This is a genomic window from Streptomyces sp. NPDC004658 (assembly GCF_040609555.1).
Taxonomy (GTDB): domain Bacteria; phylum Actinomycetota; class Actinomycetes; order Streptomycetales; family Streptomycetaceae; genus Streptomyces.
In genome coordinates this window covers 16,273-37,905 of the sequence record NZ_JBEXKG010000058.1, presented here as the reverse complement: position 1 = coordinate 37,905, position 21,633 = coordinate 16,273, and the positions used below count along the sequence as shown (strand labels likewise).

The following is a 21,633-nucleotide window of genomic DNA, read 5'->3' as shown; positions in this document are numbered from 1 at the left end:
GCGGCCGGTGGCCGGCTGCTCACCCGGGACTTGACGCCGGGGCCGGTGCACGGCGGCCGGCCACACTGTCGTACGAGATCAGCAGCCCCAGCGCCAGGAGGGGGTAGGCGGCCGCCAACGGCTGCTGCCACCACGGCAGTTCCAGGTCCCGGGCGCCCTCGTGGGGCACCAGCCACATCGTGCGGGCGGTGAAGACGAGCGCCACCAGGACGGCCGTACGGGTGCGGCCCTCCGCCAGCAGCACGGCGAGCAGCGGCACGCACCACACCCAGTGGTGGGTCCAGCTGATCGGGCACACCAGCAGGGCCGTGCACGCGGTCAGCAGGATGCCGTGGCTCTCCCGGCGGGCCCGGGCGGCCAGCCCGAGGCCCACCACGGCGACCACCGCCGCCGGGAGCGCCCAGGCGAGTCCGGGCGCCGGGTCGCCCAGCGCCCGGGCGACCAGCCCCCGCAGGGACTGGTTGTCCACGATCCACGCCTTGCCCACCCGGCCGGTCTCGAACAGCCGCCGGGTCCAGAAGTCCACGCTCGCCCCGGGAAGCAGGGCGGCACCGAGCGCGACCGTCCCCGCGAAGGCCGCCCCCGCCGTCGCCGCCTCCCGCACCCGGCCCCGCAGGAGCAGGTACGCCACGAACACGGCCGGGGTGAGCTTGATACCGGCCGCCATGCCGAGGGCCAGGCCCTTGGCGCGGGCGCCGGCCGGGCGGGTCAGGTCCCACAGGACGAGGCAGGCGAGGGCCAGGTTGATCTGCCCGAACAGCAGTGTCTGGAAGACCGGTTCCAGCCACAGGGCGAGGGCCGTGGCCGTGCAGAGCAGGGTCGGCGGAAGCGGGCGGGAGGCCATGCGGGCGGAGAGGGCGGCCAGGGTGGCGAGCAGGAGCGCGTTGCCCGCGAGGAAGAGCGCCTTCAGGGCCGGGACCGGGAGCCAGACCGCGGGGACGAACAGGATCGCCGCGAACGGCGGGTAGGTCGCCGGGAGGTGCCACCGGGTGACCGTGAAGCCGTACAGGTCGGTGCCGTGGGCCACGGCCGCGCCCTCGGCCCGGTAGACGAGGAGATCGGCCATGGGTGCGCCGCGCAGGACGCACAGGGTGACGAAGGCGGCGAGGGAGAGGGCGAGGAGGAGCAGGGCAGGGCAGGAGGGCGTCAACGTCCGTTTCCGCACGGACGCGACCCTATGCCGTCACTTGCGGCGTATGCCCGCTTCCTCGCCGTACTCGCCGAGGATGACGACGCTGAAGGCCGCCTCGAGGAACACCTTCACGGCGCGCAGGGCGTTGCCCAGCAGGTGACGGTGGAGGCCGTCGAGGGCCGTGGCGCCGGACGGTGGCCGGACGGGGGTCGGGGTGATGCTTGCTGCGCTCATGTCTCCGTGGTGGAACGCCGGACCCCCCGCCCGCATCGGCCTGCGGGTCCAGTCCCGGACGGCCCCGCGTAGACCTCCGGGTGGACCCCGCCCCCGCCCCCGGGACCCCCTGTCCCCTAGGGGGCGGGCCAGGGGAGACACGCCGGCGGCCGGGTCCGGCGGGCGCCGGGCCGGAAAAAACGCGGTGGCCCCCACCCGGCCTCCTCACCTAAAATCTCCGCTCTTGCCCGCCTCCCCCACGGAGTGCCGTCGCCCGGCCGGAAACCGGGCGGCACCGTCGTAGCCCACGCAGCAGGCCCACCGGAGGCACCGCCTTGTCCACGCCCGCCCACGACCCGCTCGACGACCCCCTCGCCCGAGAGCGCTCCCACCTCGCCGCGTCCCGTGCCGCCCTGCGCGCCATGCGGGAGGACGTGGAGGCACTCGACATCGGCGACGTCACCGCGAACTGGGTCAACGCCGCCGTGCTCTCCCGCCAGATCGACGAGCGCATCAAGGCGCTGGCCGACCTCAGCGACACTCCGCTGTTCTTCGGCCGGCTCGACTACCTGCACGCCCCGGGCGCCGAGCAGGCCGAGGGCGCCGGGGGCGAGCGGTTCTACATCGGGCGGCGGCACGTCCACGACGCCGACGGCGACCCCATGGTCATCGACTGGCGCGCACCGGTCTCGCAGCCGTTCTACCGGGCGTCCAAGAAGGACCCCATGGACATCGCGCTGCGCCGCCGCTTCGGGTACACCGGCGGCGACCTGACGGCCTACGAGGACGAGCACCTCTCCGACCCGGGAGACCCGTCGGGGGCCGCCACCACCAGCAAGCTGCTCCAGCAGGAGATCGAACGGCCCCGCGTCGGCCCGATGCGGGACATCGTCGCCACCATCCAGCCCGAGCAGGACGAGATCGTCCGCAGCGGACTCGGCGGCACGGTCTGCGTACAGGGAGGTCCGGGCACCGGGAAGACCGCCGTCGGCCTGCACCGCGTCGCGTACCTGCTCTACGCCCACCGGGAGCGGCTGGCCCGCACCGGCACGCTGGTCATCGGGCCGAACAGGTCCTTCCTGCACTACATCGAGCAGGTCCTGCCGGCGCTGGGAGAGCTGAGCGTGCGGCAGGCGACCGTGGACGACCTGGTCGCGCAGGTGGAGGTGCGCGGCACGGACGACGCCGCCGCCGCGATCGTCAAGGGCGACGCCCGGATGGCCGAGGTTCTCCGGCGCGCGCTGTACTCCCACGTGACCTTGCCCACCGAGCCGGTGGTGGTCGTGCGCGGCTCCCGGCGCTGGCGGGTGCCGGCGTACGAACTGGAGGAGATCGTCCGGCAGTTGCTGGACCGGGACATCCGCTACGGCGCGGCCCGCGAGGCGCTGCCGCAGCGCATCGCGCACGCGGTGCTGGTGCAGATGGAGCGGGCCGGGGAGGCCCCGGACGACCGGGTGCAGGACGCGGTCGCCCGCAACAGCGCGGTGAAGGCGGCCGTGAAGGCGATCTGGCCGGCCGTCGATCCGGCCAAGCTGGTGCTGCGGCTGCTCACCGACGCGGAGTTCCTCGCCGAGCACGCGGACGGGCTCCTGGACGGGGACGAGCAGAAGACGATCCTGTGGGCCAGGCCGGTGCGCAGCGTGAAGTCGGCCAGGTGGTCGCCCGCGGACGCCGTGCTGATCGACGAGGCGGCGGATCTGATCCAGCGCACGCACTCGCTCGGCCATGTCGTCCTGGACGAGGCGCAGGACCTCTCCCCCATGCAGTACCGGGCCGTCGGCCGCCGCTGCACCACCGGCAGCGCGACCGTGCTGGGCGACCTCGCGCAGGGGACGACCCCCTGGGCGACCCGGAGCTGGGCGGAGGCGCTGGCCCACCTCGGCAAGCCGGACGGGGCCGTCGAGGAGCTGACGGCCGGTTTCCGCGTGCCGACGGACGTGATCGCGTACGCCTCCCGGCTGCTGCCGCACATCGCGCCCGGCCTCACCCCGGTCGCCTCCGTCCGGGAGAACCCGGGGTTCTTCAAGGTCCGCACGGCCACGGGGGCGGCCGACGTCGTCGCGGCGTGCGCGGAGCTGCTGCGCAACGAGGGCTCGACCGGTCTGATCGCCGCCGACGCCCGCGTCCCGGCGCTGGCCGAGGCCCTGACGGCGGCGGGCATCCCGTATCTGGCCCCCGGCGAGGAGACCACCCGCGAGACCCGGCTGACCCTCGTTCCGGCCTCGCTCGCCAAGGGTCTGGAGTACGACTACGTGGTCCTGGACGAGCCGCGGGCCGTGGTGGACGGCGAGCCGGACGAGCGCACGGGCCTGCGGCGCCTGTACGTGGCGCTGACCCGGGCGGTGTCGGGCCTGATCGTGACGCACGCGGCACCGCTGCCGCCGCAGCTCGCCGCGTAGGCGCCCGGGCGGCGTCTGCTCAGGAGCCCTGGCCGGCGTCGCCGTCCAGGGCCGTGCGCCACTGGGCGACCGCGTCCGCCGAGACCGGGCCCTGCCAGCCGTCGGGGCGGGCCGCGCCGCCGATGTGGAACGCCTCGATCCCGCCCGCGCGGAGCCGGGCGACATGGTCGAGGCGCAGTCCGCCGCCGACCATGATCTGCGGCTCGTACCCGGGTTCGCCGTCGTGCGCGGCCTCGGCGAGCAGGGTGGGCAGGCCGTCGTCCACGCCCGCGGCGGAGCCGGCGGTGAGGTAGGTGTCCAGGCCCGGAAGGTCGACGAGCTGCTTGCGCAGGGCGTCCCGGTCGGCGGCCCGGTCGATCGCCCGGTGGAAGGTCCAGCGGCAGCCGTCGAGCGCGTCGACGACCCGTTCCACCGCACCCAGGTCGACACCTCCGTCCATGGCGAGGAAGCCGAGCACGAACTGGTCGGCGCCGGCCTGCCGCAGTTCGTCGGCCACGCCGATCAGCCGGTCCAGGTCACCGGCCGCGAAGCCGTCGGCGAGGCGGAGCATCACGCGCAGGTCGAGGTCGACGGCGGCGCGGATCGCGGCGACGGTGGCGGGCGCGGGGGTGAGCCCGTCGGCCGCCATCTCGGTGACCAGCTCCAGCCGGTCCGCGCCTCCGGCCTGGGCGGCGACCGCGTCCTCGACGTCGAGGGCGATCACCTCCAGGACTGCACGCTTGCTCATGGCACCCCATTCCTCCGCGCTACAGGTCTAGTCCAATTCAAGAGTACGCCTGCCCGGGGCCGCCACCGGACAGAATGGGGCCATGGCCGACCTCGACGCCCTGCGCCTCCGTTTCGCCCGCGCCCTGGAAGCAGCGCGCGGCCCCGGCGGCGGTCCCGACCCCGCCCCCTACGCCGACAACCTGCTCGCCCGCTGGCGGGAACCGCAGCGCCGCTACCACACGGTGGCCCACCTCACCGCCGTGCTCGACCACGTCGACGTGCTGGCGCGGTACGCGGCCGACCCGGACGTGGTCCGTCTGGCCGCCTGGTTCCACGACGCCGTCTACCTCCCCGAGCGGTCGGAGAACGAGGAGCGGTCCGCCCGGCTGGCCGAGCGGGCCCTGTCCGAGGCCGGTGTGCCGGAGGCGAGGACGGCCGAGGTGGCCCGGCTGGTCCGGCTCACCGTCACCCACGACCCCGCCGACGACGACCGCGACGGACAGGTGCTGTGCGACGCCGACCTCGCGATCCTCGCCGCGCCCCCGTCCGCGTACGCCGTCTACACCGCCGAGGTCCGCGAGGAGTACCACTTCGTGCCGGGCGACGCCTTCCGGGAGGGCCGTTCGGCGATCCTGCGCCAACTCCTCGCCCTGCCACGGCTGTACCGCACCCCGTACGGCCAGGAGCACTGGGAGGCCACCGCCCGCTACAACCTCACCTCCGAGCTGGAAATGCTGTCGACCTGAGCGCGCCCCCGCCGTACTGTGCGCGCATGCGGACGATGAGCGGGGATCAGGTGGAGGCAGCCGTCGCGAGCTGCACGGCGGCACTGCGCGGGGCGCTGGACCGGGACTGGGAGGCGGTGAACGCGGCCGGCCTGGAATGGAGTTGCCGCACCACGGCCTTCCACATCGCCGAGGACTTCGCCGCGTACGCGAGCCGCCTCGCCGGACGCGCCCAGGACCGCCTCCCGCTGCGCATCGCCCTGCCCGAGGGCACCGACAACGCCGGTCTGCTCCAGGTGATCGAGGCCACCGGTGCCCTGCTGGCCGCCGCCGTGCGCACCGCCCCGCCCGGCGTCCGCGCCTTCCACCCCGTCCACTTCGGCAGCGCCGACCGCGAGGGCTTCGCGGCGATGGGCGTGGCCGAGGCCCTGCTGCACACCCATGACATCGCCCGGGGCCTCGGCCTGCCCTACGAACCGCCCGCCGACCTCGCCGAATCCGTTCTGACCTGGCTCTTCCCGCACGTCCAGCCCGGCCCCGCGCCCTGGCCGACACTGCTGTGGGCGACTGGCCGCGGCGAGCTGCCCGGCCGCGCCCCGGTCACCGACTGGACCTGGTACAACAACCTCGTCCTCCCGGCCGGACGCGTCACCCTCACCGGCATCCGCCCGGCCGCCGCCCGCGATCTGGCCCTCGGCGGCGACGGCGGCTTCGACTGGCTGGACGACGGCCCCTACGAGGGCACCCGGGAGGCCTGCTCCCATCTGATGAAGGCGTACGAAGCCGGGGTGCACCGACCGGAGTTCGGGGTCTTCGCCCTCGTGCGCACCGAGGACGGCCGGGCGGTGGGCGGCATGGGCTTCCACGGCGCCCCGGACGACGAGCGCCGGGTGGAGATCGGCTACGACCTGGTCGGAAGCGCCCGCGGCCACGGCTACGCGACCGAGGCGCTGCGCGCCCTGACCGAGTGGGCGCTGGCCCGGGACGACGTCGACACGGTCATCGCCACGATCGAACCGGCCAACCTGCCCTCCCAGCGGGTGGTGACCCGGGCGGGCTTCACCCGGGCGACCGTGGAGGAGGAGCGCACCGCCCGGGACGAGCACGACATGGAGACCGGGCTCCGGCTCTACGTGCGCCGGGCCTGACGCCCCTTGCGCCTGCGCAGGCCCGCGGAGCACAGCAGGCGGACCACCTCGCGGCTGCTGACCTGCACCGCGCCGGCCGCCACCGCGTCCGCGTAGCGGTGGGAGGGGACGTCGTAGTGGTCGCTGTCGAAGGCCCGGCGGGGCATGCCCAGTTGCTCGGCGAACAGGTGGAGTTCGTCGTACGAAACGTCGCTGACCAGGTGCGACCACATGCGCCCGTGGCCGGGCCAGGTCGGCGGGTCGATGTAGAGGGTCACCGGCGCCTCATGAGGACGTCGTCCCGCGCAGGGCCGACCCCAGCGAGCCCACCGAGGCGACCTTCACGCCGGCCTTGTGGCACACCCAGTGCGGATCGGGGCCCAGTTCCGGCTCCACGTCCAGCGCGTGCGGGTCGCCGGAGCCGCAGACCGGGCACAGCGGCCAGCGGCCGTACCGCTCCAGCAGCGCGTCCTGCACGTCCTGGGCGACCAGTCCGGCCACGAAGGACGCGCCGTCCGGCCACTGCTCGACCCACCAGCGCCGCTGGGCGATGGAGTCCTCCACCAGCGAGACCACGTCGGCCTCCGCGACCTCGCCCGCGACGAGATCCGCGAGCACGCGGGCGCGGGCGGCATGCAGTGACTGCTCCAGGGGGCTGATGGGGTCCATGCCCCCATTGTGCGCACTCTTGACCGCGACACCGAACCGAAAATATCTTTCAGGTGTGACCCAGGACGTGAAGGAAATTTTCGGCAGCCCGGGTGGATCCCTCGCCGCCAAGGTGCGCACGCTCGCGCCGTCCATGACCCGGTCCATGCAGCGCGTCGCCGAGGCCGTCGCCGGTGACCCGGCCGGCTGCGCCGCCCTCACCGTCACGGGCCTCGCCGAACTCACCGGCACCAGCGAGGCGACGGTCGTCCGCACCGCCCGGCTGCTCGGCTATCCGGGTTACCGCGATCTGCGGCTCGCCCTCGCCGGACTCGCCGCCCAGCAGCAGTCCGGGCGCGCACCCGCGATCACGACGGACATCGCGGTGGACGATCCCATCGCCGACGTCGTCGCCAAGCTCGCCTACGAGGAGCAGCAGACCCTCGCCGACACCGCCGCCGGACTCGACACCGCCCAGCTGGGCGCGGCCGTCACCGCGCTGGCCGCCGCCCGGCGCACCGACGTGTACGGCATAGGGGCGTCCGGGCTCGTCGCCCAGGACCTGACCCAGAAGCTGCTGCGGATAGGGCTCATAGCCCACGCGCACAGCGACCCGCATCTCGCGGTGACCAACGCCGTACAGCTCCGTTCGGGTGACGTGGCCCTCGCGATCACGCACTCCGGGTCGACGGGGGACGTCATCGAGCCGCTCCGGGCGGCCTTCGAGCGCGGGGCGACGACGGTGGCCATCACCGGGCGGCCGAACTCGCCGGTCACGCAGTACGCCGACCTGGTGCTGACGACGTCGACGTCACGGGAGACGGAGCTGCGGCCCGCCGCGATGTCCTCCCGGACGAGTCAGCTGCTGGTGGTGGACTGCCTGTTCGTGGGGGTGGCGCAGCGGACGTACGAGACGGCGGCGCCCGCGCTGGCCGCCTCCTACGAGGCGTTGGCTCATCGGCACCGGAGCGGTTCGCGATAGAGGGTAGGAAGGAGCCGGCAGGAAGGTTCACCACCCCCCATCACCGTCACCGGAGAGAGCCGCCCCCTATGACCTCTCATGACCTGCGCGACCAGCTGGCCTCACTGACCACCGAGGCCTTCCGTCCGGAACTCGCCGAGATCGACCGGTTGCCCACCCTCGACATCGCCCGGCTGATGAACGGCGAGGACGCGGGCGTACCCGCCGCCGTGGCGACGCAGCTGCCGCGGATCGCCGCCGCCGTCGACGCGGTCGCCGCACGCATGGGCCGGGGCGGGCGGCTCGTCTACGCCGGGGCCGGGACCGCCGGCCGGCTGGGCGTGCTGGACGCCTCCGAGTGCCCGCCCACCTTCGGCACCGGGCCCGACCAGGTCGTCGGCCTGATCGCGGGCGGTCCCGCGGCCATGGTCACCTCCGTCGAGGGCGCGGAGGACTCCGAGGAGCTGGCCCGCCGGGACCTGGACGCGCTGAAGCTCACCCCGGACGACACCGTGGTCGGCGTTTCCGCCTCCGGCCGCACCCCGTACGCGGTCGGCGCCGTCGCGCACGCCCGGTCGCTCGGCGCGCTGACCATCGGCCTGGCTTGCAACGAGGGAAGCGCCCTGGCCGCCGCGGCCGAGCACGCCATCGAGGTCGTGGTGGGCCCGGAGCTGCTCACCGGCTCCACCCGGCTGAAGGCGGGCACGGCCCAGAAGCTGGTGCTGAACATGCTCTCGACGATCACGATGATCCGGCTCGGCAAGACGTACGGGAACCTGATGGTCGACGTGCGCGCCTCCAACGACAAGCTCCGGGCCCGCGCCCACCGGATCGTCGCCCTGGCCACGGGCGCGAGCGACGCCGACATCGGCAAGGCCCTCACGGAGACCGGCGGCGAGGTGAAGCACGCGATCCTGACCCTCCTCGCGGGCGTCGACGGCCCGACGGCGTCCCGCCTGCTGGAGGAGTCCGGCGGGCACCTGCGCACGGCGCTGACGCACGCGGCACGCTGACGGGCCGTGCGGTCAGGGCACCATGGAGGGGAGGAGGCACCCACCGACATGAACCACGCCCAGCTCACCGCCCTCGGACGGGCTCTCCGGCTGCTCGGGGAGCACGGGGAGGCCCTGACCGCCGACACGCCGGACGCCCGGCTGCACGAGATCAAGGACGACCTGCGGCGGGCCCTCGACCTGCTGGACGACACCGTCACCACCGCCGCGCCCGCCACCCGCTGCCCCGAGCACCCGCAGGGACCCGTGGACGAGAGCGCGCCCGACCTGTGCCTGCTGTGCGAGACCCGGCGCCGGGCCGCCCGCCGGTCGGAGTTCCAGGGCGGCAGGCCCCGGCCGGGCGAGCCGGCCCGCACCGCACCGTCCCGCTACGGCGTGCGCGGTGACCGGCCGCAGGCGCAGCAGCGGTGGCTGCCGGAGCTGTGGAACGGCCAGGAGTGGCAGCTGTGCGGGACGCCGCGACGGGACCGGCACGAGGCGGAGGCGTATCTCGCCGCCCAGCGGCGCGGGTCCCGGCCCGCCATGGCGTACCGGCTCGTGCACGAGTTCACCGACTACGAGGTGCTGCGGGTGTGGGGGACGCCGGTACGGGTCGACATCGAGCCGATGGGCAACCTCTAGCGGCCGGCGGCCCCCGCGGGAGCCGCGGTCAGCTCAGGGTCTTCAGCGCCGCCGCGTCGTACGGCTTCAGCTCGTCGAACCGGTCGGAGAGCACCTTGGCCGCCCACTCGGGGTCCTGGAGCAGGGCGCGGCCGACGGCCACCAGGTCGAACTCGTCGGCCTCCAGGCGGTCCAGCAGGTTGTCGATGCCCTTGACCGGGGAGCCCTCGCCCTGGAAGGCGTTGATGAAGTCGCCGTCGAGGCCGACCGAGCCGACCGTGATGACGGGCTTGCCGGTGATCTTCTTCGTCCAGCCGGCCAGGTTCAGGTCGGAGCCGTCGAACTCGGGCAGCCAGTAGCGGCGGGTGGAGGCGTGGAAGGCGTCGACGCCTGCCGCCGCGAGCGGGGTCAGGATGGCCTCCAGCTCCTCGGGGGTCTCGGCGAGCCGGGCGGTGTAGTCCTGCTGCTTCCACTGCGAGTAGCGGAAGAGGATGGGGAAGTCCGGCGACACCGCCGCGCGCACGGCGGCCACGATCTCGGCGGAGAACCGGGTGCGGGCCACCGGGTCGCCGCCGTAGGCGTCGGTACGGCGGTTGGTGCCCGCCCACAGGAACTGGTCGAGCAGGTAGCCGTGGGCACCGTGGATCTCCACGCCGTCGAAGCCGATGCGCTCGGCGGCGGCAGCGGCCTCGGCGAACGCGGCGACGACGTCGTCCACGTCCGTCTGCGTCATCGCCTTGCCGGTGGGCTCGGCACCGGCGGTCACCAGGCCGGAGGGGCCGACGGCGGGCGCGTCCGGGAAGGGGGCGTCGCCCTGCTTGCGGACCATGCCGATGTGCCACAGCTGCGGGACGATGGTGCCGCCGGCCGCGTGCACGTCCTCGGCGACCTTCGCCCAGCCCGCCAGCTGCTCCTCGCCGTGGAAGCGCGGGACGCGGTCGCTCTGGCCGGCCGACGGGTGGCCCACGTAGGTGCCCTCGGTGACGATGAGGCCGACGCCGGCGGCGGCCCGGCGGGCGTAGTAGGAGCGCACGTCCTCGCCCGGGACACCGCCCGGGGAGAACATGCGGGTCATGGGCGCCATCACGATCCGGTTCGGCACGGTGAGGCCGTTCAGCGTGATCGGACGGGACAGGACGCGGGCCGCGCGGGAGGCGGGAGGCGTGGTGACGGTCACGTGGGGGGCTCCTCGTGAGTCGACGGGGTGGACCGGCTGGTATGTGCGCACGCATTGTTGCAGCCACTTAAGTAAACACCGTCCACCGGCCCGCGTCCCCGTCCGGCCCGCGACCCCTCGCGTGATACCGGACACCCTCCCGGCACACGCCGAGGGCGGCGCCCCCAGCCGGTGGCTGGGGGCGCCGCCCTCGGTCCGCAGGACAGGCGACCGACCGTCAGGCCGATCAGAAGTCCATGTCACCGCCCGGCATGCCGCCGCCGGCCGGGGCCGCGGCCTTCTCCGGCTTGTCGGCGATGACGGCCTCGGTGGTGAGGAACAGCGCGGCGATGGAGGCGGCGTTCTGCAGCGCGGAACGGGTCACCTTCGCCGGGTCGATGATGCCCTCGGCGACCAGGTCGACGTACTCGCCGGTCGCGGCGTTCAGGCCGTGGCCCGGGGTCAGGTTGCGCACCTTCTCCACCACGACGCCGCCCTCGAGGCCGGCGTTGACGGCGATCTGCTTCAGCGGGGCCTCCAGGGCGATGCGCACGGCGTTGGCGCCGGTCGCCTCGTCACCCTCCAGCTCCAGCTTCTCGAAGACCTGGGAGGCCTGCAGCAGGGCCACGCCACCACCGGCGACGATGCCCTCCTCGACGGCCGCCTTCGCGTTGCGGACGGCGTCCTCGATGCGGTGCTTGCGCTCCTTGAGCTCCACCTCGGTGGCGGCACCGGCCTTGATGACCGCGACACCGCCGGCGAGCTTCGCCAGGCGCTCCTGCAGCTTCTCGCGGTCGTAGTCGGAGTCGCTGTTCTCGATCTCGGCGCGGATCTGGTTGACACGGCCGTTGACCTGCTCGGAGGAGCCGGCACCGTCGACGATGGTGGTCTCGTCCTTGGTGATGACGACCTTGCGGGCGCGGCCCAGGAGGTCCAGGGTCGCGTTCTCCAGCTTGAGGCCGACCTCCTCGGAGATGACCTCGCCGCCCGTGAGGATGGCGATGTCGCCGAGCATGGCCTTGCGGCGGTCACCGAAGCCCGGGGCCTTGACGGCGACGGACTTGAAGGTGCCGCGGATCTTGTTGACGACCAGGGTCGACAGGGCCTCGCCCTCGACGTCCTCGGCGATGATCAGCAGCGGCTTGCCCGACTGCATGACCTTCTCCAGCAGCGGGAGCAGGTCCTTGACCGAGGAGATCTTGGAGTTGGCGATGAGGATGTAGGGGTCCTCCAGCACCGCCTCCATGCGCTCCATGTCGGTCGCGAAGTAGGCGGAGATGTAGCCCTTGTCGAAGCGCATGCCCTCGGTGAGCTCCAGCTCCAGACCGAAGGTGTTGCTCTCCTCGACGGTGATGACGCCTTCCTTGCCGACCTTGTCCATGGCCTCGGCGATCAGCTCGCCGATCTGGGTGTCGGCGGCGGAGATGGACGCGGTGGAGGCGATCTGCTCCTTGGTCTCGACGTCCTTCGCCTGCTCCAGCAGGGCGGCGGAGACGGCCTCGACGGCCTTCTCGATACCGCGCTTCAGAGCCATCGGGTTGGCACCGGCGGCGACGTTGCGCAGGCCCTCCTTGACCAGGGCCTGGGCGAGCACGGTCGCGGTGGTCGTACCGTCACCGGCGACGTCGTCCGTCTTCTTGGCGACTTCCTTGACCAGCTCGGCGCCGATCTTCTCGTACGGGTCCTCGAGCTCGATCTCCTTGGCGATGGAGACACCATCGTTGGTGATCGTGGGGGCGCCCCACTTCTTCTCGAGGACGACGTTGCGGCCCTTGGGGCCCAGCGTCACCTTCACGGCGTCCGCGAGCTGGTTCATGCCGCGCTCGAGGCCGCGCCGCGCCTCCTCGTCGAACGCGATGATCTTGGCCATGTGAAGTGGTCCCTCCAGGACTGGGGGTGATTCCTTCGGACCGCGCCCGCGCCCGCGACGGACGGCTCGCCGGCCTCGTGGTTCCTTGCCCCACCCGGCCCGCGGGCCTCACCGACCCGGTCCTTCGCTGTCACTCTCACCTTCAGAGTGCTAACGCCAATGATTAGCACTCGGCATGGTCGAGTGCAAGCGCCTCGGCGAGTGGGAGGCCCGCGTCAGCCGCACGCGAACAGCGGAACCGGGCACGGCGAAGGGCCCGCACCCTCTGCGAGGTGCGGGCCCTTCGGACAAGAAACGTTCAGGCGGTGACGCGAACCATGTCGGCCTGCGGACCCTTCTGGCCCTGCGAGATCTCGAACTCGACCCGCTGGCCCTCTTCCAGGGTGCGGTAGCCGTCCATCTGAATCGCGCTGTAGTGGACGAAGACGTCCGCACCACCGTCGACCGCGATGAAGCCGTACCCCTTCTCCGCGTTGAACCACTTGACGGTGCCCTGAGCCATGCCTAACTCCCCTATTACTGGCCCTTGCACAGATCCACACTTCGCGGACCCGGGTCAGACCTCACCCCCCAACTGGTCGGGGGCGTGCGCCGGAACGCGTCGACCGCGGCTGAATGTATCTGTCCAACTGCCGTCTGCAACAGGTCAATCGGACGAGAATTCTGGACGCGAGCGGTCCGGAATCTGGTGAGAATTCGCCCGAATTCAGGGCAAGTCGGGCCCCATAAAAGCCACAAAAGCCGCAGAGAACCCGCACACTTTGGCTACTTCTTGTCGGGCGGGCGGCATGAAATCCAGGGCCCGCGACCCGAAGGCCGCGGCCGTGTTCCCCAACTCTACCGCGCTCAATCACACAGAATTGCCCCCTCCGCTTCTCTCACGGAGGGGGCAATCGGATGAACGGTCGGTAACCGAGATTACCGATGGTAATGAGCGCGCGGATCCTCGGCTCAGCCGCCGGCGACGGCCGGGATGATCGAGACGCCGGCGCCGTCGGGGGTCGCCGTGTCCAGGCCCTGCTCGAAGCGGACGTCGTCGTCGTTGACGTACACGTTGACGAACCGGCGCAGCTTGCCCTGGTCGTCCAGCACGCGCGCGGCGATGCCCGTGTGGTTCTTCTCCAGGTCGGCGATGACCTCGCCGAGCGTGGCGCCCTCGGCGGCGACCTCGGCCTGACCGCCGGTGTAGGTGCGCAGGATGGTGGGGATGCGAACGGTCACGCTCATGCGGTGGGACCTCCGGTCGGGTTCACGGGTACGGCGGAGCGGCGCCCCGGGGGCGCGGGGCTGGGATGCGGCTGGGGCTGCCACCGCGTGGGCGCGACCGGCCCCCACCGGCCCGCGGGCCGCGCCCGGTCTCGCGGCGGAGCGCCTGTCATGCGAGGCCGGCCTCTCGGAAGGAGTCCAGGGTCGGGCGGATGGTGGCGGTGAGGCCGGTCCCGGCCACCGCGTCCAGGGTCTTCAGGCCGTCGCCGGTGTTGAGGACCACCGTGGTCTTCGCCGGGTCCAGCACACCCGCCTCCAGCAGCTTGCGGGTGACGCCGACGGTCACGCCGCCGGCGGTCTCCGCGAAGATGCCCTCGGTCCGCGCGAGCAGCTTGATCGCGTCCACGACCTGCTCGTCCGTCACGTCCTCCACGGCACCCCCGGTGCGGCGCGCGATGTCCAGGACGTACGGCCCGTCGGCCGGGTTGCCGATGGCCAGGGACTTGGCGATGGTGTTCGGCTTCTGGGGCCGTACGACGTCGTGTCCGGCCTTGAAGGCGGTGGAGACCGGGGAGCAGCCCTCGGCCTGGGCGCCGAAGATCTTGTACGGCCTGTCCTCGACCAGCCCCAGCTTGATCAGCTCCTGGAGCCCCTTGTCGATCTTCGTGAGCTGGGAGCCGGAGGCGATCGGGACCACGATCTGGTCCGGCAGCCGCCAGCCGAGCTGCTCGCAGATCTCGTACGCCAGGGTCTTGGAGCCCTCCGCGTAGTACGGCCGCAGGTTGACGTTGACGAAGCCCCAGCCCTCGCCGGCCGGGTCGCCGATCAGCTCGGAGCAGAAGCGGTTCACGTCGTCGTAGTTGCCCTCGATGCCGACGAGTTCCCCGCCGTAGACCGCGGCCATGACGACCTTGCCCTGCTCCAGGTCGTGCGGGATGAACACGCAGGAGCGGAAGCCGGCCCGGGCGGCGGCGGCACCGACCGCGCCGGCCAGGTTGCCGGTGGAGGAGCAGGACAGCGTGGTGAAGCCGAAGGCGCGGGCGGCCTCCAGGGCCTGGGCCACGACCCGGTCCTTGAAGGAGTGGGTCGGGTTGCCGGAGTCGTCCTTCACGTACAGACCGCCGGTCACGCCCAGCTCGCGGGCCAGGTTGTCGGCCTTGACGAGCTGGGTCCAGCCGGGGTTGAGGTTCGGCTTGCCGGCGACGTCCGCCGGGACCGGCAGCAGGGGCGCGTAGCGCCAGATGTTCGCGGGGCCCGCCTCGATGCGGCGGCGCAGGTCCTCGGTGTCGTAGGCGGAGAAGTCGTAGGCGATCTCCAGCGGGCCGAAGCACTCTTCGCAGGCGAAGACCGGGCCGAGCGGCACCCGATGACCGCACTCGCGACAGCTCAGGGCCGCTGCGGGGCCGAGGTCGACCGTGGATTCGCTGGTGGTGGCAACTGTCTGCACAGCCATGGAGGCGAGGCCCTTTCTCCTCATCTTCCTCACGACGCACCTCGCCGTGAGACGGAATTGGCACCTTCCCTGGCCGTGAGCCTCGCGCGAACGAGTCCGGATCAGGGGGGTTGCCGGGGCTTCATCGGGCCGTGTCCCTCTGCCCCTCTGGATGAGCGGTATGCGGTTGTGAACGCACATGACCCCCGACATGCGATGGTCATCGGCGTTGTTCAAGACTGTAACCGACGGCCGGGACAGTTGAGATAGTCGTCCGAACCGCGAGACACGAGTGAGGAGCCACAGACTGTGCTGGAAGAAGTCGAGCGCTGGCTGACCACCCGGTCCTGGTCCGTGGCCGATCGCCCGCTGCACCAGATCCTCGCCGCCAAGCAGCGCACGGGCCAGACCATCAGCGTCGTCCTGCCCGCGCTCAACGAGGAGGAGACCGTCGGCGACATCGTCGCGGTGATCCGGCACGACCTCGTCGAGCAGGTGCCGCTCGTCGACGAGATCGTCGTCGTCGACTCCGGCTCCACCGACCGCACCTCGCAGGTCGCCGCGCGCGCGGGTGCCCGGGTCGTCCACCGCGACGACATCCTGCCGCGTATCCCGGCCGTCCCCGGCAAGGGCGAGGTGCTGTGGCGGTCGCTGCTGGTGACCGGCGGGGACATCGTCTGCTTCATCGACGCGGACCTCAGGGAGTTCTCCTCCGACTTCGTCTCCGGGATCGTCGGCCCGCTGCTCACCGACCCGGACGTCGACCTGGTCAAGGCGATGTACGACCGCCCGCTCGGCGGCAGTGCCGGGCAGGGCGGCCGGGTCACCGAGCTCATGGCCCGCCCGCTGCTGAACATGCACTGGCCGCAGCTGGCCGGGTTCGTGCAGCCGCTCGGCGGCGAGTACGCGGCCCGCCGCACGCTGCTGGAGCAGCTGCCGTTCCCCGTCGGCTACGGCGTGGAGCTGGGCATGCTGGTGGACGCGCTGCACCTGGTGGGCCTGGACGCGCTGGCCCAGGTCGACGTGGGCGTGCGCAGGCACCGGCACCAGGACGGGCAGGCGCTCGGCCGGATGGCCGCCGCGATCTACCGCACCGCCCAGCTGCGGCTGGCCCGCGGCCATCTGATCCGGCCCGCGCTGACCCAGTTCGAGCGGGGCGAGGAGGGGTTCGAGCCGCGCACCTACTCGGTGGACACCGAGGAGCGGCCGCCCATGGTGGAGATCGCGGAGTACGCCGAGCGGAAGGTGGCGTGAACGGGCCGTATACGGTCGGCCCGCCGGGCGGGCCGTACGTTTGAGCGGTTCGGGGCCGGGCTAGGTTGAGGCGTATGGCTTCCACGCTCGATGCTGCGCAAAAGGCTCAGGTGCTGGTCGCGTCGAACCGCGGCCCGGTCTCCTATCAGGTGGGCGAGGACGGCTCGCTGCACGCCCGGCGGGGCGGCGGCGGGCTGGTCTCGGGACTGTCCGCCATCGGGTCGGACGCGGGCTCGGTGTGGGTGTGCGCCGCACTCGGCGACGGCGACCGTGCGGCCGTCCGGCGCGCGGACGGCGGGCTGCTGCCGGCCGAGGACACCGGCGGGCAGCGGGTGCGGATGCTCGACATCGACGCGACCGTGCACACCGAGGCGTACAACGGCATCGCCAACTCGGTGCTCTGGTTCGTCCACCACATGCTGTACCAGACCCCGCTGGAGCCGGTCTTCGACGCCGGCTTCCGGCGGCAGTGGGCCTCCTACGAGGCCTACAACCGGGCGTTCGCCGAGGCGCTGGCCGAGGAGGCGGCCGAGGGCGCGGCCGTACTGATCCAGGACTACCACCTGGCCCTCGCCCCCCGCATGCTCCGCCAGCTCCGGCCCGACCTGCGCATCGGCCACTTCTCGCACACCCCGTGGGCGCCGCCGGACTACTTCCGGCTCCTGCCCGACGACATCGCGGCCGAACTGCTCAGCGGCATCCTGGGCGCAGACCGGGCGGCGTTCCTCACCCGGCGGTGGGCGGACGCGTTCATCGACTGCTGTCACGAGGTCCTCGGGCCCGGCATCCCCTCCGGCACCCGGATCGGGGTGCACGGGCTGGGCGCGGACGCGGACTTCCTGCGCAAGCGGGCGCACGAGCCGGACGTGGACGAGCGGATGGCGGCGCTGCGGGCGGAGATCGGAGAGGGCCGCAAGACGATCGTCCGGGTGGACCGGACCGAGCTGTCCAAGAACATCGTGCGCGGGCTGCTGGCGTACGAGCAGCTGCTGGAGGACCACCCCGAATGGCGGGAGAAGGTCGTCCACGTGGCCTTCGCCTACCCCTCCCGGCAGGACCTCGCCGTGTACCGCGAGTACACCGCGCAGGTGCGGCAGGTCGCGGACGAGATCAACGAACGGTACGGCACGCCCGGCTGGACCCCGGTCGTGCTGCACGTGAAGGACGACTTCGCCCGCTCCCTGGCCGCGTACCGGCTGGCCGACGTGGCGCTGGTGAACCCCATCCGGGACGGCATGAACCTGGTCGCCAAGGAAGTCCCGGTCGTCTCCGACCAGGGCTGCGCGCTGGTGCTGTCGCGGGAGGCGGGGGCGTCCGAGGAGCTGGGCGAGGACGCCTTCGTGGTGAACCCGTACGACATCGCGGGGACGGCCCGCGCCCTGCACGAGGCGCTGAACCTGCCGGCGGACGCGCGGGCGGAGCGCTCGAAGCGGCTGGCCGCCGCCGCGACCGCGCTCCCGCCCGCCCGGTGGTTCCTCGACCAGCTGGCGGAACTGGCCCCCCGGCCGAACTGAACGGCCACCGCCCGCCACAGGCCACGCGTGGTGCCGGCTCGGCTCCCGCCAGGGCGTCGGGTCAGCCGGCGGCGCCAGACCCGCCGCCCAGCTGAACGGCCAGCGCCCGCAGCAGGCCGACGACGCCCTCGGGACCGTCGACCACCAGGTCGGCCCGGTCCGCCAGTTCCGTGACCTCCGTGCTGCCGCTGCACACCAGCAGGCCGGGGACGCCGTTGGTACGGAGCTTCTCGATCGCGGCGAAGGCGGGGAGGTCGCCCAGGTCGTCACCGGCGTAGACGACACAGCCGGCCCGGACGGTGCGGGCCTGGTCGAGGAGGGCCACGCCCTTGTCCATGCCCGGCGGGCGCAGTTCCAGGACCATGCGGCCGGGCTCGACGATCAGACCGTGCCGGGTGGCGAGGTCGGCGAGGGGGGCGCGCAGGGCCTCGAACGCCGCCTGCGGGTCGGGGGCGCGGCGGGTGTGCACCGCGAGGGCCCGGCCCTTCTCCTCGATCCACGTGCCCTCTTCGGCGCCGGCGCGCTCCAGCACGCCCGGCAGCTCGGCGCGGACGGCGGCGACGCCGGGGTGCGGGGGCGGCGCGGTGACCTCGCCGGTGGCCGCGTCCCAGCGCTCTGCGCCGTAGTGGCCGAGGACGGTGAGGTGGTCCAGGCCGGGGACGCCGGCGAAGCCGCCGTACCGGACCGCGACCTCGGGCGGGCGGCCGGTGATCACGGCGACGGAGGCGACCTCGGGGGCGAGGGCGGCGAGGGCGGGCACGGCCCCGGGGTGGGCGCGGGCCTGCTCGGGGTCGGCGACGATCGGGGCCAGCGTGCCGTCGAAGTCCAGGCCGATCAGGGCGGTGCGGGGCTGCGCGAGCAGGGCGGCGAGGCCGTCCTGGCCGGCTTGCGTGCGCGGGGTCGGCAGAGCGTCCATACCGCGACACTATCCAGCTCCGGGTGGCTCACGCCTGGGTTCCGGTGCCTCACGCCCCGGGCTCGCCGGGAGGCGGCCCGGCACTCAGCGTTCCGCGCGTCTCGTCTCCCGGATCCGGCGCAGGCGGTTGACCGTGACCGGGTCGTGGGCCAGGGCCCGCTCGTCGTCCAGGAGGGCGTTGAGGAGCTGGTAGTACCGGACGGGGGACAGATCCAGCTCCTCGCGTATCGCGCGCTCCTTGGCGCCGGGGCCGGGGAAGGCCCGGCGCTCCAGTGCGAGGATCGCCTGCTCGCGGGTGCCCAGTTCCATGCCTGCCACGGTAGCGGCGGGCACCGACAACGGGCTCAGTTCGCGCTGCTGCTGTCGGCCGCCATGGCCGTCGACTGCAGGCGGGTCAGGACGCCGGCGGGGCTGCCGCCGGGGGCGACCGCCTGGCCGATGTTCTGCTTCACGGCCGCGCTGACCGCCGCCCAGGAGGTCTTGCCGACGGGGTACAGCTCCGAGGTCGGCAGCTGCTCCAGGAAGGGGCGCAGGGCCTTGTCGGCGGAGGCGTCCGAGGCCGCCATGGTGTTGGACGCGGAACTGGTGACCGGCAGCAGCCCGTACTTCCGGGAGAAGTCGAGGACGTTCTTCTCGCTGTAGACGAAGTCGAGGAAGTCGCCGATCTGCTGGGCGTGCCCGTTCTGCCTGAAGCCCATCATCCAGTCGGTGACGCCCATGGAGGCCCTGGCCCTGCCGGTGCGGCCGGGCATCGGCACCATGCCGAACTTCACGCCCTTCGCGGCGGCCTGCTGGATCAGCGTGGGATGCCCGTTGAGCATGCCGACCTGGCCGTCGGCGAAGGCGGCGAACGCGTCGGCGCGGTTCAGCTTGCCGGGGGCGACCGGGCCGGTCAGGCCCTTGCCGACCAGCTCGTCCTTGAGCCAGGTGAAGGTCTCGACGTTCTGGGCGGAGTCGATGGTGTAGGTGCCGACGTCGTCGGTGTAGCCGCTGCCGCCGTTGCCGCCGCTGAGCAGCCACTGCATGGTCTCGGCCTGGGCCTCCTCGGGGCCCAGCGGCAGGGCGTAGGGGTACTTCACGCCCTCCCCCTTGAGCGCCTTGGCGTCGGCGGCCAGCTCGTCCCAGGTGGCGGGCGGCGTGAGGCCGGCCTTGGCGAACAGGGTCTTGTTGTAGAAGAGCACGCGCGTGGAGCCGGCGAACGGGATGCCGTACTGCGTGTGCTTCCACTCGCCGGCGTCGGAGAGCTGGGAGAGGAAGTCCGCCTGGGTGCGTATGGAGAGCAGGTCGGAGACCGGGTAGAGCTTGCCGGCGGCGGCGTAGTCGGCGTAGGCGCCGATCTGGGCCATGTCCGGGGCGTGGCCGGCGTCGACCATCTCCTTGACCTTGCGGTCGACGTCGTTCCAGGAGTAGACGCTGACCTCGACGTGCACGCCGGAGTGCTGCTTCTCGTACTCCTTGACCAGGGTGTCCCAGTACTTCTTGGAGCTGTTGGCGGCGGAGTCGCCGTAGTCGGCGGCGACGAGTCTGAGGGTCACGTCGGAGGAGCCCGTACTCCCGCAGCCGCCGAGGACCGCCGTCATGCCCAGTGCGGACACCACCGCGATCGTTCCTGCCGTACGCCGACGCACGCTCACAACCCCAACCCTGCTGTCTGACGGTTCAATATGTGGACACGTAAGGTCTACACCACGTGAGTGGACTAGACCTCTCGCGGGTGGGGGGGTCACACTAGGCCCGTGGTGAGACATGTCATCGCCCTCGACGTGGGCGGTACCGGGATGAAGGCCGCCCTCGTCGGCGACGACGGTGCGCTGCTGCACCGCGCCCGACGGGCCACCGGCCGCGAGCGCGGCCCCGAGGCGGTGCTCACGGGCATCCTCGACTTCGCCGCCGAGCTGCGCGCGTACGGCGTCGAGCACTACGGCGAGCCCGCCGGCGCGGCCGGCATCGCGGTCCCCGGCATCGTCGACGAGACGACCGGCACCGCCGTCTACGCCGCCAACCTGGGCTGGCGGGACGTCCCCCTGCGGGACCTGCTCACCGAACGGCTCGGCGTGCCCGTCGCGCTCGGCCACGACGTCCGCACCGGCGGCCTCGCGGAGGGCCGGATCGGCGCGGGCCGGGGCGCGGACCGGTTCCTGTTCGTGCCGCTGGGCACCGGGATCGCCGGTGCCATCGGCATCGACGGCCGGGTGGAGGCCGGCGCGCACGGCTTCGCCGGCGAGATCGGCCACATCGTCGTACGCCCCCACGGCACGGTCTGCCCCTGCGGGCAGCGCGGCTGCCTGGAGCGGTACGCCTCCGCGTCCGCCGTCAGCGAGGCCTGGGCGGCGGCCTGCGGCGACCCCGGAGCGGACGCCGCGGACTGCGCCGAGGCCGTCGCGTCCGGTGACCCGAACGCCGTCCGGATCTGGCAGGAGGCGGTGGACGCGCTCGCCGACGGGCTGGTCACCGCCGTCACCCTGCTGGACCCCCGCACGCTGATCATCGGTGGCGGCCTGGCCGAGGCGGGGGAAGTGTTGTTCCAGCCCCTGCGGGACGCCGTCCGGCACCGGATCACCTTCCAGAAACAGCCCACCATCGTCCCCGCCGCCCTCGGCGACACGGCCGGCTGCCTGGGCGCGGGCCTGCTCGCGCGGGACCTGCTGACAGCCACTTCTACGACTCCGGAGGTAAGCACCTGATGGCAACCGAGCGGGACAATCAGGCTCCGGGTGGGAACAGCGCCCCGCCTCAGGCGCGGGACGGAGCCGATCCGC

General features: G+C 72.8%; 22 protein-coding genes and 1 riboswitch. Of the genes, 9 read left to right on the top strand and 13 right to left on the bottom strand.

Translation table 11 applies throughout. From position 1 onward, the window contains the following. Window positions 1–19 precede the first annotated feature (19 nt). Together ABZV94_RS20960 and ABZV94_RS20955 are read right to left on the bottom strand one after the other, a co-directional pair. A complete protein-coding gene (locus ABZV94_RS20960) occupies window positions 20–1,150 on the bottom strand; it encodes a glycosyltransferase 87 family protein (protein WP_356342247.1) in 1,131 nt (376 codons plus the stop codon). Between the two features lie 33 nt (window positions 1,151–1,183). After that, window positions 1,184–1,366, bottom strand: coding sequence for a hypothetical protein (locus tag ABZV94_RS20955; RefSeq protein WP_356342234.1), 183 nt, complete (start codon window positions 1,364–1,366; stop codon window positions 1,184–1,186). 314 nt (window positions 1,367–1,680) lie between these two features. Between ABZV94_RS20955 and ABZV94_RS20950 the strand changes: the two genes are divergently transcribed. Continuing rightward, the gene (locus ABZV94_RS20950; protein WP_356342232.1) at window positions 1,681–3,744 is read left to right on the top strand and encodes a UvrD-helicase domain-containing protein; all 2,064 of its coding nucleotides are present in this window, start codon (window positions 1,681–1,683) and stop codon (window positions 3,742–3,744) included. A gap of 19 nt (window positions 3,745–3,763) precedes the next feature. On the opposite strand, the gene ABZV94_RS20945 is transcribed toward ABZV94_RS20950, so the two are convergent. Then, a complete protein-coding gene (locus tag ABZV94_RS20945; RefSeq protein WP_356342230.1) occupies window positions 3,764–4,471 on the bottom strand; it encodes a copper homeostasis protein CutC in 708 nt (235 codons plus the stop codon). 82 nt (window positions 4,472–4,553) lie between these two features. Here ABZV94_RS20945 and ABZV94_RS20940 point away from each other — a divergent pair, with 82 nt between their 5' ends. Together ABZV94_RS20940 and ABZV94_RS20935 are read left to right on the top strand one after the other, a co-directional pair. Next, the gene (locus ABZV94_RS20940; RefSeq protein WP_356342228.1) at window positions 4,554–5,198 is read left to right on the top strand and encodes a hypothetical protein; all 645 of its coding nucleotides are present in this window, start codon (window positions 4,554–4,556) and stop codon (window positions 5,196–5,198) included. 35 nt (window positions 5,199–5,233) lie between these two features. After that, on the top strand, window positions 5,234–6,325 hold the full coding sequence (locus ABZV94_RS20935; RefSeq protein ID WP_356342246.1) for a GNAT family N-acetyltransferase: 1,092 nt from the start codon (window positions 5,234–5,236) through the stop codon (window positions 6,323–6,325). On the opposite strand, the gene ABZV94_RS20930 is transcribed toward ABZV94_RS20935, so the two are convergent. Together ABZV94_RS20930 and ABZV94_RS20925 are read right to left on the bottom strand one after the other, a co-directional pair. Then, the gene (locus ABZV94_RS20930) at window positions 6,307–6,582 is read right to left on the bottom strand and encodes a DUF4031 domain-containing protein (protein ID WP_356342227.1); all 276 of its coding nucleotides are present in this window, start codon (window positions 6,580–6,582) and stop codon (window positions 6,307–6,309) included. The genes ABZV94_RS20935 and ABZV94_RS20930 overlap by 19 nt on opposite strands. Before the next feature lie 7 nt (window positions 6,583–6,589). Continuing rightward, entirely contained in the window at window positions 6,590–6,973 is a 384-nt protein-coding gene (locus ABZV94_RS20925) for a hypothetical protein (protein WP_356342225.1), read from the bottom strand. 55 nt (window positions 6,974–7,028) lie between these two features. Here ABZV94_RS20925 and ABZV94_RS20920 point away from each other — a divergent pair, with 55 nt between their 5' ends. The 3 genes from ABZV94_RS20920 (at window position 7,029) to ABZV94_RS20910 (ending at window position 9,547) form a co-directional block, all read left to right on the top strand. Continuing rightward, window positions 7,029–7,934 (top strand): MurR/RpiR family transcriptional regulator, encoded by a 906-nt coding sequence (locus ABZV94_RS20920; protein WP_356342223.1) that lies wholly within the window; start codon window positions 7,029–7,031, stop codon window positions 7,932–7,934. A 68-nt stretch (window positions 7,935–8,002) separates the two neighbouring features. Next, window positions 8,003–8,926, top strand: coding sequence for an N-acetylmuramic acid 6-phosphate etherase (murQ, locus tag ABZV94_RS20915; RefSeq protein ID WP_356342221.1), 924 nt, complete (start codon window positions 8,003–8,005; stop codon window positions 8,924–8,926). A gap of 48 nt (window positions 8,927–8,974) precedes the next feature. Continuing rightward, the gene (locus ABZV94_RS20910; protein ID WP_356342219.1) at window positions 8,975–9,547 is read left to right on the top strand and encodes a hypothetical protein; all 573 of its coding nucleotides are present in this window, start codon (window positions 8,975–8,977) and stop codon (window positions 9,545–9,547) included. 28 nt (window positions 9,548–9,575) lie between these two features. Here ABZV94_RS20910 and ABZV94_RS20905 read toward each other — a convergent pair whose 3' ends face one another. From ABZV94_RS20905 to thrC, 5 genes are all read right to left on the bottom strand, one after another. Continuing rightward, window positions 9,576–10,703, bottom strand: coding sequence for an NADH:flavin oxidoreductase (locus tag ABZV94_RS20905; protein ID WP_356342217.1), 1,128 nt, complete (start codon window positions 10,701–10,703; stop codon window positions 9,576–9,578). A 226-nt stretch (window positions 10,704–10,929) separates the two neighbouring features. Next, window positions 10,930–12,552 carry a chaperonin GroEL gene (gene groL / locus ABZV94_RS20900; protein ID WP_014673417.1) on the bottom strand — a complete coding sequence of 541 codons (1,623 nt, stop codon included), beginning with the start codon at window positions 12,550–12,552 and terminating at the stop codon, window positions 10,930–10,932. Window positions 12,553–12,850: 298 nt separating this feature from the next. Then, window positions 12,851–13,054 carry a cold-shock protein gene (locus tag ABZV94_RS20895; RefSeq protein ID WP_004986573.1) on the bottom strand — a complete coding sequence of 68 codons (204 nt, stop codon included), beginning with the start codon at window positions 13,052–13,054 and terminating at the stop codon, window positions 12,851–12,853. 449 nt (window positions 13,055–13,503) lie between these two features. Beyond that, entirely contained in the window at window positions 13,504–13,779 is a 276-nt protein-coding gene (locus ABZV94_RS20890) for a ubiquitin-like small modifier protein 1 (RefSeq protein WP_208032903.1), read from the bottom strand. 148 nt (window positions 13,780–13,927) lie between these two features. Continuing rightward, a complete protein-coding gene (gene thrC, locus ABZV94_RS20885) occupies window positions 13,928–15,211 on the bottom strand; it encodes a threonine synthase (RefSeq protein ID WP_356342215.1) in 1,284 nt (427 codons plus the stop codon). A 17-nt stretch (window positions 15,212–15,228) separates the two neighbouring features. After that, window positions 15,229–15,369, bottom strand: a riboswitch (SAM riboswitch). 130 nt (window positions 15,370–15,499) lie between these two features. Between thrC and ABZV94_RS20880 the strand changes: the two genes are divergently transcribed. Both ABZV94_RS20880 and ABZV94_RS20875 read left to right on the top strand, forming a co-directional pair. Continuing rightward, window positions 15,500–16,444, top strand: a complete 945-nt coding sequence (locus ABZV94_RS20880; RefSeq protein ID WP_356342213.1) for a glucosyl-3-phosphoglycerate synthase — start codon at window positions 15,500–15,502, stop codon at window positions 16,442–16,444. 74 nt (window positions 16,445–16,518) lie between these two features. Next, complete coding sequence (locus ABZV94_RS20875; RefSeq protein ID WP_356342211.1) at window positions 16,519–17,958, top strand: trehalose-6-phosphate synthase; 1,440 nt, start codon at window positions 16,519–16,521, stop codon at window positions 17,956–17,958. A 61-nt stretch (window positions 17,959–18,019) separates the two neighbouring features. On the opposite strand, the gene otsB is transcribed toward ABZV94_RS20875, so the two are convergent. From otsB to ABZV94_RS20860, 3 genes are all read right to left on the bottom strand, one after another. After that, window positions 18,020–18,874 (bottom strand): trehalose-phosphatase, encoded by an 855-nt coding sequence (gene otsB / locus ABZV94_RS20870; RefSeq protein ID WP_356342209.1) that lies wholly within the window; start codon window positions 18,872–18,874, stop codon window positions 18,020–18,022. An 84-nt stretch (window positions 18,875–18,958) separates the two neighbouring features. Then, window positions 18,959–19,183, bottom strand: coding sequence for a DUF3263 domain-containing protein (locus ABZV94_RS20865; RefSeq protein WP_356342207.1), 225 nt, complete (start codon window positions 19,181–19,183; stop codon window positions 18,959–18,961). Between the two features lie 35 nt (window positions 19,184–19,218). Then, complete coding sequence (locus tag ABZV94_RS20860; protein WP_356342205.1) at window positions 19,219–20,472, bottom strand: extracellular solute-binding protein; 1,254 nt, start codon at window positions 20,470–20,472, stop codon at window positions 19,219–19,221. Window positions 20,473–20,613: 141 nt separating this feature from the next. On the opposite strand from ABZV94_RS20860, the gene ABZV94_RS20855 reads away from it, so the two are divergent. Continuing rightward, window positions 20,614–21,558: an ROK family protein gene (locus ABZV94_RS20855; protein WP_356342244.1), complete on the top strand. Its 945-nt coding sequence runs from the start codon at window positions 20,614–20,616 to the stop codon at window positions 21,556–21,558. Window positions 21,559–21,633: the final 75 nt, after the last annotated feature.

What these genes read in the sequence shown, in the direction of transcription:
- ABZV94_RS20945 (WP_356342230.1), bottom strand. Translation starts at nt 4,471, where the DNA reads ATGAGCAAGCGTGCAGTCCTGGAGGTGATCGCCCTCGACGTCGAGGAC.
- murQ (WP_356342221.1), top strand. Translation starts at nt 8,003, where the DNA reads ATGACCTCTCATGACCTGCGCGACCAGCTGGCCTCACTGACCACCGAG.
- ABZV94_RS20910 (WP_356342219.1), top strand. Translation starts at nt 8,975, where the DNA reads ATGAACCACGCCCAGCTCACCGCCCTCGGACGGGCTCTCCGGCTGCTC.
- ABZV94_RS20875 (WP_356342211.1), top strand. Translation starts at nt 16,519, where the DNA reads ATGGCTTCCACGCTCGATGCTGCGCAAAAGGCTCAGGTGCTGGTCGCG.
- otsB (WP_356342209.1), bottom strand. Translation starts at nt 18,874, where the DNA reads ATGGACGCTCTGCCGACCCCGCGCACGCAAGCCGGCCAGGACGGCCTC.
- ABZV94_RS20895 (WP_004986573.1), bottom strand. Translation starts at nt 13,054, where the DNA reads ATGGCTCAGGGCACCGTCAAGTGGTTCAACGCGGAGAAGGGGTACGGC.
- thrC (WP_356342215.1), bottom strand. Translation starts at nt 15,211, where the DNA reads ATGGCTGTGCAGACAGTTGCCACCACCAGCGAATCCACGGTCGACCTC.
- ABZV94_RS20940 (WP_356342228.1), top strand. Translation starts at nt 4,554, where the DNA reads ATGGCCGACCTCGACGCCCTGCGCCTCCGTTTCGCCCGCGCCCTGGAA.
- ABZV94_RS20955 (WP_356342234.1), bottom strand. Translation starts at nt 1,366, where the DNA reads ATGAGCGCAGCAAGCATCACCCCGACCCCCGTCCGGCCACCGTCCGGC.
- ABZV94_RS20935 (WP_356342246.1), top strand. Translation starts at nt 5,234, where the DNA reads ATGAGCGGGGATCAGGTGGAGGCAGCCGTCGCGAGCTGCACGGCGGCA.
- ABZV94_RS20925 (WP_356342225.1), bottom strand. Translation starts at nt 6,973, where the DNA reads ATGGACCCCATCAGCCCCCTGGAGCAGTCACTGCATGCCGCCCGCGCC.
- groL (WP_014673417.1), bottom strand. Translation starts at nt 12,552, where the DNA reads ATGGCCAAGATCATCGCGTTCGACGAGGAGGCGCGGCGCGGCCTCGAG.
- ABZV94_RS20890 (WP_208032903.1), bottom strand. Translation starts at nt 13,779, where the DNA reads ATGAGCGTGACCGTTCGCATCCCCACCATCCTGCGCACCTACACCGGC.
- ABZV94_RS20865 (WP_356342207.1), bottom strand. Translation starts at nt 19,183, where the DNA reads ATGGAACTGGGCACCCGCGAGCAGGCGATCCTCGCACTGGAGCGCCGG.